Below are 14322 nucleotides of genomic sequence, written 5' to 3'. Positions count from 1 at the left end.
CGGTCCCGCAGCGCCTTTATATCAACATGGTCGGCCTCGTCAGGATGAATCGGCGTCCACAGAGACCACGAACCTGCCGGTCCGCCCCACCGAGCTCAAGAATCCTCTGACTACGACGCCACTCGTGCTCAATGGACGCGCACCAACGACCCCGCCCTCTGGTGAAGCGCTCCAGCAGGTCCACCCTGCCCAGGACCGCCATGTTGATGAGAACCGTGTTGTCAGGGAAGAAGAAGGGGATATCCGTCACGATCAGAACAGCCCGTCAAGAAGGTCGGTGCGAAGCTCATCGCCCATGCTGTCAGCCTGGTCGTCAGGGCTGGCATCCTCCTCCTCGACCGGAGTACCGAGCACCCACGCCAGGGACGCCTGGGAGGCACGGCCGGAGTCAACCGCGCTGCGCAGGTCAGTCAGCAGCCTAAGGGGAAACCTTCGTCGTGCACTCAGGGCCATCCGCTCCGTCACGTCCTGGGCAGACGCCACCGCTGACGAAAGGTGCTCCGTGACGAGCCTCTGAGTAGCGAGCTGGAGGGCTGCTGCCCCTTGCCCTGGCACATCGAGGCGCAGGTAGCGCAACCGGGTGCGCAGGGCCTGGGTGGACACGCCCAGCCCCCAGACCCGCTGCGCGAGGACGGCAGGGGTGACCGCCCAGTCGAGAGCACGCATATGCTCAGCCGGCATCAGCAGCTCAGCGGCGAAGGCGTTTGCCCTCGACGAGTCCAACCAGGCACTGTAGGCGATGAAGACTCCGCCCGGTTCATCCGAGCCCCAGGTCCTCCAGACCCAGGGCCGCGTGGTAGGGCAGGCCCGCAGCCTCGATGCGCTCGCGCGCCCCGGTGGAGCGGTCCACCACCACGGCCACGGCCTGAACGTCGGCGTCAGCCTCACGCAGAGCCTCGACAGCCTCCAGCGGGGAACCCCCGGTGGTGGAGGTGTCCTCCAGGACCACTACGCGCCGACCAGCCACCTGCGGCCCCTCGATCCGGCGCCGCATACCGTGGTCCTTGGCAGCCTTGCGCACCACGAAGGCGTCCAGGTCCAGGCCGCGCGACGCCGCCGCGTGCAGCATGGCGGCTGCCACCGGGTCCGCCCCCATAGTCAGTCCGCCGACGGCGTCGACCTCCTCCGGCCCCAGCCCCGCCTCCTCCAGCATGTCCAGCATGACGTGCCCGATGAGCGGGGCCGCCTCGTGGTGGAGGGTGGCGCGGCGCATGTCCACGTAGAAGTCCGACTCAAGCCCGGAGGCCAGGGTGACCCTTCCTCGGACCACAGCCAGCTCGTTGACAAGCCCGGCCAGGCGGGTGATGTGGGAGTCGTTGGTGCTCACGCCCCGGAGTCTAGCCGCTGCGGCCCAGGACGCTGGCAGCACCGGGCGCAGCCCGCTACCACCCGCCACGACTCGGCTCGTAACGGCACCAGGAGGCAGCGCGCAGTACCGCCCCGCTCAGGCAGGTCCTGCCCGGGCGAGGCAGCCTTGTTCAGGCCAGGACGGCGACCGCGGCGTCGTAGTCCGGCTCAGTGCGGATCTCCGGCACCTGCTGGGCGTGAAGGACTGTGCCATCAGCGTCCAGGACCACCACGGAGCGCGACAGCAGCCCAGCCATGGGGCCGTCCGCCATAGTCACGCCGTAGTCCGTGCCAAAGGTGGAGCGGAACGAGGATCCGGTGACCACGTTGTCCAGACCCTCGGCGCCGCAGAAGCGGGCGGCGGCGAAGGGGAGGTCGGCCGAGACGCAGACGACGGTCGTGTTGTCCAGCCCGGAGGCGAGCGCGTTGAACTGGCGGACGGAGGTAGCGCACACACCCGTGTCCACCGAGGGGAAGATGTTGAGGACCACGCGGCGTCCTGCGAGGGACTGGCTGGACACAGGCCCCAGGTCCGCACCGACCAGCTCAAAGTCCGGGGCCTGGGTGCCCACGGCAGGAAGGTCACCGACGGTGCTGACGGGGTCTCCTTGGAGAGTAATGGAAGCCATGGGACAACGGTCCCAGGTCCTCGGCAGACACGCTAGGGAGTGTCCGGCCTATTCCGCTGGCTGCGTAGGAGGCGCGGCGCCGGCAGACGCGGAGCGGGAGGTCCCCGCCACCCGCCGCACGAACCAGCGGGGCGCGGTGCGCAGCAGGGCGCTGGCACTGCGGTAGCGCAAGCTCGGGGTGCAGATCACCTGGCCTCGACGCACCGCCGCCAGGCCCTCAGCCGCCACACGCTCGGCGTCCAGCCACACCGGCCCCCTCCAGGTGGACTCGTCCACCCCGGCGGCAGCGTGGAAGCCGGTACGGACCAGACCGGGGCACAGCGCCGTGGCGGTGACACCGGTGCCCTCCAGCTCGCTGGCCAGGCCCTCAGTAAAGCTGAGGACCCAGGCCTTGTGGGCGGCGTAGGTCCCCATGGCGGTGCGCGCCGTCATTGAGGAGACGTTGAGGATCGCTCCGTGGCCGCGTGCGGCCATGGCCTCGGCAGCCGCGTGGGACAGGACGAGGACCGCGCGGACCATGACGTCCAGCGCCCGCTCCTCGCGGGCCAGGTCCCCGCCGACGAAGGACTGCCCCAGGCCAAAACCCGCGTTGTTGACCAGCAGGTCCACGGGCCGGGAGGCCACCTGCTCAGCGGTGTGTGGGGCCGAGGCATCGCCAGGCCCGCTGGGAGCCGACTGTCCTCCTTGGCGTAGGCGTGTCGCCACCCGGGCGCAGTCCTCAGGCACTGCCAGGTCGGCGGCCAGCACCTGGGCGCCGACACCCGCGATCTGGTGAAGCTCGTCGGCAAGGTGGCGCAGCCGCTGCTCGTCACGGGCGATGAGGACCAGGTCGTGGTGGGCCTGGGCGAGCTGCCAGGCAAACTCTAGGCCGAGCCCGCTGGTGGCGCCGGTGACAAGTGCGGTTCCCATGGGGCCAGGCTAGCGCGCCTCGGGGCAGCGACCGTCGGGCAGCTCCGGTGCCCGGTCAGGTGCTGAAGGCTCAGGCCGCCAGTCACGACCGCAGCATCGAGTCGGCAACCGGTACCCTGCCCGTATGCGTCTTGCTACCTGGAACGTCAACTCCGTCCGCACCCGGGTCGAGCGAGTCACCGCCTTCCTGGAGCGCGAGGACATCGACGTGCTGGCCATGCAGGAGATCAAGTGCCGACCTGACCAGTTCCCGTACCAGGCCCTTGAGGCTGCCGGGTACGAGGTAGCGGTCCACGGCCTGGACCAGTGGAACGGGGTGGCGGTAGCCTCCCGCGTCGGGCTGTCAGATGTCGCGACCTCGTTCCCTGGCCAGCCGGGCTGGGTCCGCCAGGAGGGCCAGGAGCCCGTGGTGGAGGCCCGGGCTCTGGGAGTAACGGTCGGCGGGCAGGCGGCGGTCGGCGGCGGGCTGGCAGAGAACAGCGATATGCAGACACCAGCCAGCAGCGGGCAGGAGGACAGTGCCGCCCTGCCAGCAGGGGACACCACCGGCTCCCCAGGTGACGGCCCGGGCACGACGACCAGGACCGCGCCGCTGCGGCTGTGGAGCCTGTACGTGCCCAACGGCCGTGAACTGGACCACCCCCACTACCGCTACAAGCTGGACTGGCTGGCCGCGCTGCGCCAGGCCGCTGTCGGCTGGCTGGAGGCAGATCCGGGCCTGGCACTGGCACTGGTGGGCGACTGGAACGTCGCCCCGCGCGACGAGGACGTCTGGGACGTCACTGCCTTCGACGGCGCCACGCACGTGTCGGCACCGGAGCGGGAGGCCTTCGCCGCCTTCGAGTCGGTCGGCCTGAGCGAGGTGACGCGGGAGCGGGTCACCAACTACACCTACTGGGACTACCAGAAGCTGCGATTCCCCCGCAACGAGGGGATGCGTATCGACTTCGTCTACGCCTCACCCGCCCTGGCCTCCCGGGTCGGCGGTGCCGCCATCGACCGCGACGAGCGCAAGGGCAAGGGCGCCAGCGACCACGTGCCTGTCATCGTGGACCTGGAGGGGTAGGCGAGGTGCCGCCTACGGGGTCATGCGCACCACCGGCGGCCTCAGCCGGGGACGAGGGACAGGGCCTGGCCCAGCATGAAGGCGGCGACGTCGTCAGGGTGCTGCCCGATGGACCTGGCCCACTGCGGGACCGACTGGCCCCGCTGGCGCAGCCAGTCAAGCACGGTGCGGTAGACCCGGGACTGCTCGTAGCCGAGCCGACTCCCGGGCTCCCCGGTGGAGAAGCCCCGCGAGGCCAGCTGCGCCGACATCTGCCGGTACTCCCACTCCGACAGGCAGCCCGCGTCCCACGCGGCCCGGGCGGCCGCCACCGCGGAGGTCCCGAACCTCTCCTTGAGCCCCAGCACCGCATGCAACGACGGGCTGCGCCCCAGGACGGCGCGCACAGCAGCGCGAGGCAGGAGGAGCTCACCGGCGAAGGCGTGCGCCTCCGCCTCCACGACGCGGTCGGTGCGCTCGTCCGTGCGGGTCACCCCGCCGTGGAGCACTAGGTGGCCGATCTCGTGGGCCAGGTCGAACCGGGAGCGCTCAGCGGTCTTGTGACGCGCCAGGAAGATGTAGGGGCACCCGTCTGCGCCCCAGAAGCTGAAGGCGTCCACGTCACGCTGGGCGCGCGGGAGCCCCAGCACCCTCACACCGTGGGCCTCCGCCAGCTGGACGAGGTTGGGGGCGGGCAGCTCCCCCAGGCCCCAGACGGTCCGCAGCTCGCGCGCTGCCTCCTGCGCTTCGGTCAGCGAGAGTGGTGCGGAAGGCCCGGGCTGCGCCGCCAGTACAGCCCCCTCCGGCAGGTCCAGCGCCGGCAGGCGGAAGTGCTGGGTCACCTCCGCGTAGAAGTCCGTGCCCAGAGCCCCCAGGGCAGTGGCGACGTGCCTGAGCCGGGCAGGCGACCTCCTGCGCGCCCGGAAGAAGACGGCCTCCTCGGCCACCTCCTCCACCGGGTGGCGCTGGAGGAACGACACCGGCACCATGGTCGCGGCCGCCAGCCCCTCCGCCCGGGACGGGGGCGCGCCCTCGGACTCCCAGGTGGTGACGGTGCGCGTGCTGACGCCCGTGCGCTGGGCCAGTTCCTGCTTGGACAGGCCCGCACGCTGCCTGGCCAGGCGGACCCGGCAGGGGTGCACACCCACCCTCAGACCGCCTGGATGACAAAGTCGACGTCGTCGGAGGGCAGCGCGCCGACCTGCCCGGATGCCAGCCCGCCCAGCTCCTCCGGCGGCAAGATGATGCGGGTACGCCACCGAGTGACGACACCGTCCTCACAGGCCACCGGCAGCGACAGCTCGCTGCGCACCACGTTGTCCGAGCGGTCCCAGAAATAGAGCAGCAGCCAGGTATGCGGCAAGCGGGCCAGGTCACCGGCCGAACGGGCCGAGACGTCCAGGGCCAGCATGGTGCCAAGCACCGGCTGGTAGTGCTGGCCGTAGACGTCTGCTGCGCTGCCGCCCCCTGCCTCAGAGCCCGCGAGAAACTGGGCGTTGACGGCGACGCCGTCCACGAACACCCGGCCCCGCGCACGAGCGTTGGTGGGACGGGCACCGACCTGCCCTGTGGCGGCAGTCCCCCTGATGGCGGCAATGCTGAAGCGACCGTCGCCGCTGACCGAACGCGGCGCGTTGAGGATGTCGCGGCTGTCCCACCCCTGCTCCGCCAGGGCCTCACGCAGCGCTGCGACGGTCTTGGCCCAGTGCTGGTAGCCGAAGGCCGTACTGGGCTCGTAGGAGGAGTGCTGGTTGACGGCTGCTTGGAGGCCTGCTGCGCACGCCCCGGTCAGCAGCTGCGGGGTCAGCCCCATCCGGGCGAGGGCCTCCTGGGCAGCAGCGCCCGTGAGGTCACCCCGCAGCTCAGCCACCGAGAAAGACTGCGGCTGCGTAGGCGCAGGCTCCTGCTGGCCCGCAGCCAGACGGTCCTGACCCTTCCGTACCACGACGGCCTCCCCTCCTCACGCTTCCGCGATGCCTGTACCCGCACGGCCCGGGCGGCCCGGGAAGCGCGCTACTCGGTCAAGTGCTCAGAACCAGAAGGTAGCACCAGCATGAGACACCATCGGGCAGCGGCTCGTCCCAGTACCGGATACAAGCCACCGCACCTAGGACGGGTCAGCGGTCGCGTCGACCCCAACCAGGCCCGAGTCCCCGAGTCCCCGAGTCCCCGAGAACACGACCTTTGGGAACACGGCCCCTGGGAACACGGTCAGAACCGCACCGAGGCCACGTCCGTCAGCCCCAGCACCTGGTCACTGAGCCTCGGCCAGACCTCCTGGTGCACCGCCCCGAACGGCTTGCTCCCCAGGAACACCGCCTGCCGACCCGCCACCGGGTCCACCCAGAGGAAGGATCCCGACTGCCCGAAGTGCCCGAAAGTCTGCGGACTGTTCGCGGCACCGGTCCAGTGCGGGTGCTTGCGCCCCCGGACCTCCAGTCCCAGCCCGAAGTCGTTGGGCGACTGGCGGCCATACCCGGGCAGGACGCCGTCGAGCCCGGGGAAGGCCGGCTGGCAGGCCTCACGCGCGAGCCCGGAAGAGATCAGCCGGGGCGCCGCCAACTCGGCCGCGAACAGCGCCAGGTCCCGGGCGGTTCCCTCACCGGAGTGCGCGGCGGAGCCCTCCACCATGACGCTGGCCATCCCCAGCGGCTCCAGCACCGAGGTCTCCACCCACGCCGACACCGGCATGGCGGTGGCCTCCGCCAGCACCCGCCCCAGGAGCTCGTAGCCCCGGTTGGAGTAGATGCGCCGGGAGCCGGGGGCAGCCAGAAGGTCCGCGCTGTCCGGGGCGACTCCCGAGGCGTGGGCCAGCAGGTGACGGGCTGTGGGGGCGAGGCCTGTCGGGGCGAGGCGGGCGGGGTTCGCCGGAGCAGAGTCGCCCTGGAGGGGCTTGGGACCTCCCCCACCGGTCCCGGCCTGGCCTGGCTCGTGCCCGCCCGCAGCCGCTGCTGCGGCAACGGGGTCGTCGCTGACCAGGGCGTCCAGGGCAGCCAGGTCCAGGCCTGCGTCCAGGTCCAGCATGCCCCGCTCGGCCGCCACCAGGGCCGACCACGCCACGATCGGCTTGGTCACCGAGGCGAAGGGGAAGACCGTGTCCACCTCACCCGCCTCGACGAGGATACGCCCGCCCTGGGTGAGGACCAGCGCGAAGGGAAAGCCGAGGGCGTCCAGGGCAGGCAGGGCGGCCCGCGCCCCGGAGCCGGTCAGGACCGGGGAGCACGGACCTAGCGCAGGGCCGGGGGCTTGGCTGGAGGAGTCGGTCATGCCCGGATTCATGACCGGATTGTGGCACGCTCCCGACGCGGAGGCTGCCACAGCAGGCCTGCCCCCACCACCTCCGCACCCTGCGGCCGCAGCGCCTGCACACCCAGCCCGGCGGCCCCCAGCCCGGGAGCCCACCCGCGCAAGAAAGTACCAGGAGCCAGCATGGCCGCCCCTGGTCACTCTCCCCCCGGTCTGGGCACTCTTGTCCTAGCCACGGAGCGTCCACGCACGCCCGGGCTGCGGGGGTCCAGCCGCAGGCCGACGGAGGGAGCAACCCCCTGCTGCCACGAGTACCGGCCGCACGGGGGCGGCCCCGGCCGCGGCCACCCCCGCCCGTCACCGGCTCATCAACTGCACATCATCTGCTCATCACCGTCTCAACGAGGAGGACCACGATGACAACCCAGACACCTGCACCCTCGGCGACGACCGGGCCGCGCGCCGCCCTCAAGGCCGTCGTCCTGGAGCGTCAGCACGAGATCAGCGTCCGCGAGGTCCCAGGCAACCTTGTCTGCGGCCCCGGCCAGCTACGTATCGCCCCGCACACCGTGGGCATCTGCGGCTCCGACGTCCACTACTACACCCACGGCCGGATCGGCCGCTACGTGGTCGAGGCTCCTATGATCCTGGGCCATGAGGCCTCTGGCACCGTTGTCGAAGTCGGCGAGGGCGTCACGGACTTCGCCGTCGGCGACCGCGTGGCCATGGAACCCGGTGTGCCCGACATGAGCTCGCGCGCCTCCCGCGCGGGCATGTACAACGTGGACCCGGCGGTCTCCTTCTGGGCCACGCCCCCGGTGGACGGCTGCCTGGTGGAGGAGGTCATCCACCCGGCCGCCTTCACCTACCACCTGCCCGACCAGGTCTCCTTCGGCGAGGGCGCGCTCCTGGAGCCGCTGGCCGTGGGGATGCACGCCGCGACCAAGGCCTCCATCCACCCCGGCGACGTCGCCGTGGTCACCGGCTGCGGCACGGTCGGCATGCTGACCGCCGCAGCTGCCCTGGCAGGCGGCGCCTCCACGGCCATCGTCTCCGACGTCTCCCCGGTCAAGCTGGAGATGGCCTCACAGGTTCCCGGGGTGGTTCCCGTAGACCTGCGCTCCCAGCGGCTGCTCGACGTCGTCCAGGAGCGTACCGGGGGCTGGGGCGCCGACGTCGTCTTCGAGGCCTCCGGGCACCCCTCCGCCTACGAGGACCTGTGGCAGCTGGGGGCACCAGGCAACCGCACGGTTCTGGTGGGCATCCCCGTAGACCCCGTCAGTGTCGACGTCACCGAGGTCCAGGCCCGCGAGACCACCATTGAGACAGTCTTCCGCTACGCCAACGTCTACCAGCGCGCGATCGACCTGGTCGCTGCCGGGAAGATCAACCTGACGCCCTTCATCACCGAGACCTTCCCGATGGAGCGCGCCAAGGAGGTGTTCGACCGAGTGGCCGAGGGACGTCCCGGCGACGTCAAGCTCCAGATCACCGTCGGCTGAGACAACTGGCCCCGGGCGGGCAGAGGCGTCCTCACGGGACGTGCCGAATCCTCACAGGGGGATGCAGTCCTCACCGTGCGCCGAATCCTCATAGAGGACGGCATGCCGGTCGTCCTATGCGGAAACGGTTACCCTGTCAGTAAACGGTACATCTCACGAGGGCGGGGAAGGCAGCAGGGAGGGCAGAAGGAAGGACCGAGCAGGGACAGGCCAAGGCACAGGCAGAGAAGGCCGGGCACCCCTGCGCCAGCAGGCGCCCTCAGCCCTGTTCACCCCGGCTGCTCCCGGCCCAGACCTGCTGCCCGCCCGCCAGACCAGCCGTCACGCACGACAACCTGCACGATGTGGCCCACACATGACGACGACGCACGCACCGCGCAACAGCTCCGACCCCGGCGCAGGGGCCGAGTCGGCCATGCCCGCCATCACCTCCCTGACCGCCCCGGCCTCGCACGCCGGAGCGGGCGTAGGGGATCTGGAGGTGGTCGTCCCCGACCTCGGGTCAACCGTACGCTGGTTCCAGCACGGCTACCCCAGTCCCCTGGCACGCTGGCACCACCACCCGGAGATCGAGTTCCACCTTATCCGCAGCGGATCCGGCCAGCTGCTGGCCGGGGACCAGGCCATCAGCTTCCGTGCCGGGCACGTCTCGCTCATGGGACCGAACCTGCCTCACAACTGGCTGTCCGACCTGGGACCGCAGGAGGTCCTGCCCAGCCGCGACGTCCTGTGCCAGGTCCACCCGCAGCGGCTGGCCGAGGCGGCCACCCACATGCCCGAGCTGATCAGCGTGCAGGAGCTGGCGCACCGTGCCCGGCGTGGTGTCATCCTCAGCGGCCCCAGCGCCGAGCACGCGGCGCGTGTCCTGGTGGGCATGGAGCAGCAGTCCCGACTGAGGCGGATGGCCTCCCTCCTGGAGCTGGTCGACATCTTTCTCCAGGCACCGCCCGGCCAGTGGCACCCGATCGTGGCCGAGGGCTATGTACCCAGCCTGGACGACGAGACCACGCACCGGGTCAACACGGTCCTGGACTACATCGAGCACAACCTGGACGGGGAGGTGAGCATGACCCAGGCGGCCCGCCTGGTCGCCATGAGCTCCTCCGCCTTCTCCCGGTTCTTCCGCGCCACAGCCGGGCTGACCTTCTCCGACCTCGTGAGACGGCGCCGGATCGCCCGGGCCTGCCACCTGCTGCGGTCCACGGACCTGCCCGTGTCCCGGGTCAGCACGATGAGCGGGTACACCAACCTCGCCAACTTCAACCGGCGCTTCCGCACCGAGACTGGCACCACGCCCACGGCCTACAGGCGCGGCGCCAGTCTCCCAGAAGGCGCAGCCTCCCCGTAGGGACGCGTCTTCTCCTCCCAGGAGGTCACCCCAGCCGTAGCGCAGAACCTGGCGAGGAGCAGGTCGGCGGCAGGAGGCCCCTCCCCGGAGTCCTGCCCGGGGCCAGACGGCTCAGCCCAGGGCCAGCCGCTGCTCGTGCAGCACCTGGAGGACCGGCGCCGTCGAGGCCGCCCCCGTGCCCAGGTTCCGGGCGATCTGGCTGGTGAAGGAGTCCACCCGGGCACTGGTGTCGCGCAGGTCGTAGTACTCACGCACCACCTCGTCGTAGACGGCCAGCGCCTCCATGTGGTCTTCTGGCTCCGGGTAGCGGTCCGTACCCACAGTGACCTCACGCGGCAGCCGGGGCTTGTACTGGGGCACCTGTGCAGGGTGCCCCACCAGCAGGCCCAGCAGTGGGAAGGTCCGCAGAGGCAGGTGCAGCGCCCGGATGAGCCCGCGCAGCCCACCACGCAGCGATCCCAGGTAGACGGTCCCCAGCCCCAGTGACTCCGCGGCGACTACCAGGTTCTGCGCCGCGATGACCGTGTCCTCCACCCCCTGGAGGAACAGGCTCATACGCTCCAGCGGCTCCAGGCAGACCCCGGCGCGCTGCCGGATGACGGCGTTGCGGTGCAGGTCCACCACAAGGACCAGGAGCTCACCGCGGTGGCCTCCGACGTAGGGCTGCCCCGAGGCTGCGTGGACCGCCTCACGCACCTCGGGATCCTTCACCCGGATGATGGTGGTCTGCTGCTGGAAGGAGGAGGTGGCACCGTGCCGGGCCACGTCCAGCAGGGTGGTCATGATCTCCTCCCCCACGGGTTCCTCGCTGAAGGCGCGGATCGAGCGGTGAGCCATCTGGGTGGCGATCGTGGCGCTAGACACTGGCGTGGTCTCGGGAGCGGACAGGGCCGGGGAGGGGGCGTCCGTAGGGGCAGCAGCGGGCCCGCCCCTCGGGCCGTCCGATCCCTCGACAGTGTCAGTGACGTCATTCGCAGTCATGAGAACTCTCCCTCCGGTCCTGCCCCGGTCCCACCGCTCCTGCCGGTACTGCCGCCATCCTAGATGAACCCAGGCACCCCGGCGGCAGCGACGGAGCCCGGGCAGCGAGGAGGTAGGACGGGCCGGCCACGAGCACGTCAGGGTGTCACGACGGTAGGCTCCCGGTGATGCCCTTCTTCCACCGCCCGCCCCACGACCGGGGACCCCTGCGGCCGCGGCTCCCCGCTCCCTCTCCCGGCAACCCTCCGTCTCAGGGGGGCGACCGTCCTTGCGCGGGCAGCACGTCCCCCTCGCTCAGCATCTCGGCCTCCCACGTACCAGCGTCCCTCTGCGCCCCGGTCTCCCCCGTACCGCCGTCAGCCAACACCCTGTCCAGAGCACCCAGCGATGCACTGACTGAGACTGAGCTGCGAGCCGCCGCCCAGGTCGGCTACGCCGTCATCGACCTGGAGACCACCGGCTTGTCCCCCGTGTCTGACACGATCCTGGAGGTCGCCGTCGTCCTCACTGATCCCAGCGGCTGTACACAGACCAGCTGGTCCACGCTCATCAACCCAGGCCGTGGCACGGACGTCGGACCCACTCACATCCACGGCCTGATAGCGCAGGACCTCCTGGACGCCCCCAGCCTCGACGAGGTCGCCGACCGGCTGGCCCGCGACCTGGCAGGACGCGCGGTCGTTGCCCACAACGCTCGCTTCGACGTCGGCTTCCTCACCCAGGCCCTGGGGCGCCGTCGCCTCCTGGACCCCGGAGCGCCCATCCCACGCGTGTGCACCATGGAGTGGTCACGCCACTTCATGGCGACCCCCTCACGCCGTCTGACCACCTGCTGCGAGGTGGCCGGGGTGGAGATCGGCAGGCATCACTCGGCGCTGGACGACGCCCGGGCCGCTGCGGGTCTGCTGCGCCACTACATGAGCGTAGGCCGCGCGCGCGGTGAGGAGCCGGTGGCCTGGACCAGGTCCCTGGTGGACGCCTGGCGCTTTACCGGGTGGCACTGGGACGACGAGCGCGCCCAGGGCGCAGACGAGCGGCTTGTCACCCGCCAACGCCCCGGCGCCCTGCGCTAGCCCCCAAAGCCGCTGCGCATCTTCAGCACCTGCCGTCGGTGACCCACATACCACCAGGTCTCCATGACTGCGGAACTATGCGCCGTACATCCTGACGCCCCCACCTGCTTCCCGGGACAGAGGAGGTGGAGGTAGCCAGGAAGGAACAGGCATCCGGGACTGGCTCGGGTCTAGCGGCTCTCCTCCGGTCCCAGGGATACGAGGAACCCGTCGTCGTCAACGGCCACGCCGGAGACAGCCCCCACCAGGACGGTGGCCAGCTGCTCGACCAGGTCGCGCGCGGCCTGGCGCTCCCGGCGGCGCGCCCGTGAGACCACCTCCAGGTAGGCCTCCGTCTCGTCCACGGGCTTCCACCTCAGGTCGTAGGACAGGACCGCCCCGCGCGCCCACCTCTCCCCACGCACAGCCAGCGGCAGGCCGTCGGTGGCACCGACCTGCACCTCGATCCGCCCCCAGCCCTCACGCTCGGGATCCACCGGCGCGACGACCGCGTACCTGTCGCGCACCTCCTCAATGTAGCCTCCAGAGGCGGCCACACGCGCCTCCTCCGCCTCGGCCTGCGCCCGGGCGCGCTCAGAGGTGCGCCAGGCCTCCTCAAAGACGTCGGCCCCGATGCGCTCCACGAGGCGCTCCAGCTTGTCGGGGTCAACCGCGTCCAGGCCGACGGCGCCGGTGGGGTGCGGAGCGGTCAGGGCGGGGCTCATACCGGGCGCGACCTCGCCCAGCAGGGCGGAGAGGTCCTCCGGCCCCATCCACACCGGGGCGTAGACGGTCAGGGAGACGGAAACCTCAGGGCTAGGCTCCACGATGACGGGCTGGTTGCCGTTGGGCGCACCGGGCACCAGGCGCAGCGCCCCCGCCAGGCGGCGGGCAATAGAGCGCAGGCGGGACAGAGCCTCCAGCTCCACCCCGGTGGGCTGGGCCACCGGGAAGGCGTCCGACAGCGGGTCCAGCCCCGCCAATTCCCTGGGCTGGGCGCCGGCACGGGTCCGGGGGCAGTCCAGGATCATCAGCTGGGTGGTCCACTCCGGGGCCTCCAGGAGACCTCGCATCTGCGCGTCCACCTCCCAGGGGCCCTGGAGCGTCACGCCGGGGAACAGCTGGAGGCTGGAGACGCCGACCCACCCCGCCTGGACGTCCTGGGACAGTGCCAGGGCCTCGACCTCGTCGGAGGTGACGTCGTCGGCCAGGAGGAGGACGTGGTGGGTGTCCAGGTGGCCGACAGGCAGCATGGACCCGGCGGAGAAGGTACCGGTGTCGGTGGGCAGGGAGACGGCGAGGTCGGTGGGGTCGCTCATGGGCGCTCCTGGGGGGTTGTCGGTTCGGTGGGGGAGGTGGCGTGCGGGGACGGCGCGCCGCCACTGTCCCCGAGACCCTCACGACCCGGCGCAGCGGTAGCGGCCGTGCCGTGCGGAGATGTCCCGGCGTCGGCGATACGCAGCCGGTGGAAGGACAGGTGGGACCGCGAGGCGGTGGGGCCGCGCTGGCCCTGGTAGCGCGATCCTGCGGCCGCGCTACCGTAGGGTACCTGGGCGGGGCTGGACAGGCGGAAGAAGCACAGCTGGCCTACCTTCATTCCCGGCCACAGCATGATCGGCATAGTAGCGGTGTTGGACAGCTCCAGGGTCACGTGCCCGGTGAAGCCGGGGTCGATAAAGCCCGCCGTGGAGTGGGTGAGCAGGCCCAGGCGGCCCAGGCTGGACTTGCCCTCCAGGCGCGCGGCGACCGTGTCCGGCAGGGTGAGGCGCTCGTAGGTCGCCCCCAGGACGAACTCACCGGGGTGAAGCACAAAGGGCTCATCAGGGCCGACGTCCACCAGGTGGGTGAGGTCGTCCTGGGGCTGGGAGGGGTCGATGACCGGGTAGCGGTGGTTGTCGAAGAGACGGAACCACCTGTCCAGACGCACGTCTACCGAGGCCGCCTGGAGCATCTGCGGATCGTAGGGGTCCAGGACGACACGCCCGGCCTCGAGCTCACAGCGAATGTCGCGGTCGGAGAGAAGCACGAGGCTGATTGTGCCAGGTGGGGCCAGTCAGTGCCGGGACGGGCATGCTGACCGCTCAGGCGGGCAGGAGCCGCCCACGGTCCTTACTGAGATGTGCCGACTCCCCGCCAGTGGCACGCACAGCGGCCACTGGCGGGGAGTCGGCACGTCCTACGCAGACCTACCCCGCAACGCCCAGGCAGGCCCACTCGCGACCGCCCGCCTTAGCGGGGTAGTCCCGTAGCCCTCATCTAGATC

The 14322-nt window shown here is 71.0% G+C and carries 15 protein-coding genes; 4 read left to right on the top strand and 11 right to left on the bottom strand.

The annotated features are described in order from the left end of the window. Window positions 1-16: 16 nt before the first annotated feature. The 5 genes from D4740_RS07200 to D4740_RS07180 form a co-directional block, all read right to left on the bottom strand. Entirely contained in the window at window positions 17-250 is a 234-nt protein-coding gene (locus tag D4740_RS07200) for a hypothetical protein (RefSeq protein ID WP_119836273.1), read from the bottom strand. A 2-nt stretch (window positions 251-252) separates the two neighbouring features. After that, window positions 253-666 carry a hypothetical protein gene (locus tag D4740_RS07195; protein ID WP_147392868.1) on the bottom strand — a complete coding sequence of 138 codons (414 nt, stop codon included), beginning with the start codon at window positions 664-666 and terminating at the stop codon, window positions 253-255. Between the two features lie 91 nt (window positions 667-757). After that, a complete protein-coding gene (pyrE, locus tag D4740_RS07190) occupies window positions 758-1327 on the bottom strand; it encodes an orotate phosphoribosyltransferase (protein ID WP_119836271.1) in 570 nt (189 codons plus the stop codon). Between the two features lie 151 nt (window positions 1328-1478). Further along, on the bottom strand, window positions 1479-1976 hold the full coding sequence (gene tpx / locus D4740_RS07185; protein ID WP_119836270.1) for a thiol peroxidase: 498 nt from the start codon (window positions 1974-1976) through the stop codon (window positions 1479-1481). A 48-nt stretch (window positions 1977-2024) separates the two neighbouring features. Beyond that, on the bottom strand, window positions 2025-2885 hold the full coding sequence (locus D4740_RS07180; protein ID WP_119836269.1) for an SDR family oxidoreductase: 861 nt from the start codon (window positions 2883-2885) through the stop codon (window positions 2025-2027). A 124-nt stretch (window positions 2886-3009) separates the two neighbouring features. Here D4740_RS07180 and D4740_RS07175 point away from each other — a divergent pair, with 124 nt between their 5' ends. Continuing rightward, the gene (locus tag D4740_RS07175) at window positions 3010-3951 is read left to right on the top strand and encodes an exodeoxyribonuclease III (RefSeq protein ID WP_119836268.1); all 942 of its coding nucleotides are present in this window, start codon (window positions 3010-3012) and stop codon (window positions 3949-3951) included. Between the two features lie 41 nt (window positions 3952-3992). Here the strand turns inward: D4740_RS07175 and D4740_RS07170 are convergent, their stop codons facing one another. From D4740_RS07170 to D4740_RS07160, 3 genes are all read right to left on the bottom strand, one after another. After that, window positions 3993-5078 carry an XRE family transcriptional regulator gene (locus tag D4740_RS07170; RefSeq protein ID WP_182911363.1) on the bottom strand — a complete coding sequence of 362 codons (1086 nt, stop codon included), beginning with the start codon at window positions 5076-5078 and terminating at the stop codon, window positions 3993-3995. Window positions 5079-5080: 2 nt separating this feature from the next. Beyond that, complete coding sequence (locus D4740_RS07165) at window positions 5081-5875, bottom strand: hypothetical protein (protein ID WP_119836266.1); 795 nt, start codon at window positions 5873-5875, stop codon at window positions 5081-5083. A 266-nt stretch (window positions 5876-6141) separates the two neighbouring features. Beyond that, window positions 6142-7209, bottom strand: a complete 1068-nt coding sequence (locus D4740_RS07160) for a serine hydrolase (RefSeq protein WP_243106875.1) — start codon at window positions 7207-7209, stop codon at window positions 6142-6144. Window positions 7210-7592: 383 nt separating this feature from the next. Here D4740_RS07160 and D4740_RS07155 point away from each other — a divergent pair, with 383 nt between their 5' ends. Both D4740_RS07155 and D4740_RS07150 read left to right on the top strand, forming a co-directional pair. Then, window positions 7593-8678, top strand: a complete 1086-nt coding sequence (locus D4740_RS07155) for an NAD(P)-dependent alcohol dehydrogenase (RefSeq protein ID WP_119836264.1) — start codon at window positions 7593-7595, stop codon at window positions 8676-8678. Between the two features lie 355 nt (window positions 8679-9033). Then, the gene (locus tag D4740_RS07150; protein ID WP_220475023.1) at window positions 9034-10026 is read left to right on the top strand and encodes an AraC family transcriptional regulator; all 993 of its coding nucleotides are present in this window, start codon (window positions 9034-9036) and stop codon (window positions 10024-10026) included. Between the two features lie 111 nt (window positions 10027-10137). Here D4740_RS07150 and D4740_RS07145 read toward each other — a convergent pair whose 3' ends face one another. After that, entirely contained in the window at window positions 10138-10890 is a 753-nt protein-coding gene (locus D4740_RS07145) for a nitroreductase family protein (protein ID WP_259390744.1), read from the bottom strand. Between the two features lie 284 nt (window positions 10891-11174). On the opposite strand from D4740_RS07145, the gene D4740_RS07140 reads away from it, so the two are divergent. Then, window positions 11175-12080: a 3'-5' exonuclease gene (locus D4740_RS07140; protein ID WP_119836262.1), complete on the top strand. Its 906-nt coding sequence runs from the start codon at window positions 11175-11177 to the stop codon at window positions 12078-12080. 170 nt (window positions 12081-12250) lie between these two features. On the opposite strand, the gene D4740_RS07135 is transcribed toward D4740_RS07140, so the two are convergent. Both D4740_RS07135 and dcd read right to left on the bottom strand, forming a co-directional pair. Beyond that, on the bottom strand, window positions 12251-13378 hold the full coding sequence (locus tag D4740_RS07135; protein ID WP_119836261.1) for a hypothetical protein: 1128 nt from the start codon (window positions 13376-13378) through the stop codon (window positions 12251-12253). Next, window positions 13375-14085: a dCTP deaminase gene (dcd, locus tag D4740_RS07130; RefSeq protein ID WP_119836260.1), complete on the bottom strand. Its 711-nt coding sequence runs from the start codon at window positions 14083-14085 to the stop codon at window positions 13375-13377. Before dcd ends, D4740_RS07135 begins: the two co-directional genes overlap by 4 nt. Window positions 14086-14322 lie beyond the last annotated feature (237 nt).

It is taken from the genome of Actinomyces sp. 2119 (assembly GCF_003591215.1).
Lineage (GTDB): Bacteria > Actinomycetota > Actinomycetes > Actinomycetales > Actinomycetaceae > Actinomyces > Actinomyces lilanjuaniae.
The sequence above is the reverse complement of the archived record's forward strand: the minus strand, read 5'-3'. Positions and strand labels throughout refer to the sequence as shown.

Excerpts from the sequence above, each read along its gene's own strand:
- D4740_RS07195 (WP_147392868.1), bottom strand. The coding sequence starts at position 666 with ATGCGTGCTCTCGACTGGGCGGTCACCCCTGCCGTCCTCGCGCAGCGG.
- tpx (WP_119836270.1), bottom strand. The coding sequence starts at position 1,976 with ATGGCTTCCATTACTCTCCAAGGAGACCCCGTCAGCACCGTCGGTGAC.
- D4740_RS07180 (WP_119836269.1), bottom strand. The coding sequence starts at position 2,885 with ATGGGAACCGCACTTGTCACCGGCGCCACCAGCGGGCTCGGCCTAGAG.
- D4740_RS07175 (WP_119836268.1), top strand. The coding sequence starts at position 3,010 with ATGCGTCTTGCTACCTGGAACGTCAACTCCGTCCGCACCCGGGTCGAG.
- D4740_RS07160 (WP_243106875.1), bottom strand. The coding sequence starts at position 7,209 with ATGAATCCGGGCATGACCGACTCCTCCAGCCAAGCCCCCGGCCCTGCG.
- D4740_RS07155 (WP_119836264.1), top strand. The coding sequence starts at position 7,593 with ATGACAACCCAGACACCTGCACCCTCGGCGACGACCGGGCCGCGCGCC.
- D4740_RS07150 (WP_220475023.1), top strand. The coding sequence starts at position 9,034 with ATGACGACGACGCACGCACCGCGCAACAGCTCCGACCCCGGCGCAGGG.
- D4740_RS07140 (WP_119836262.1), top strand. The coding sequence starts at position 11,175 with ATGCCCTTCTTCCACCGCCCGCCCCACGACCGGGGACCCCTGCGGCCG.
- D4740_RS07135 (WP_119836261.1), bottom strand. The coding sequence starts at position 13,378 with ATGAGCGACCCCACCGACCTCGCCGTCTCCCTGCCCACCGACACCGGT.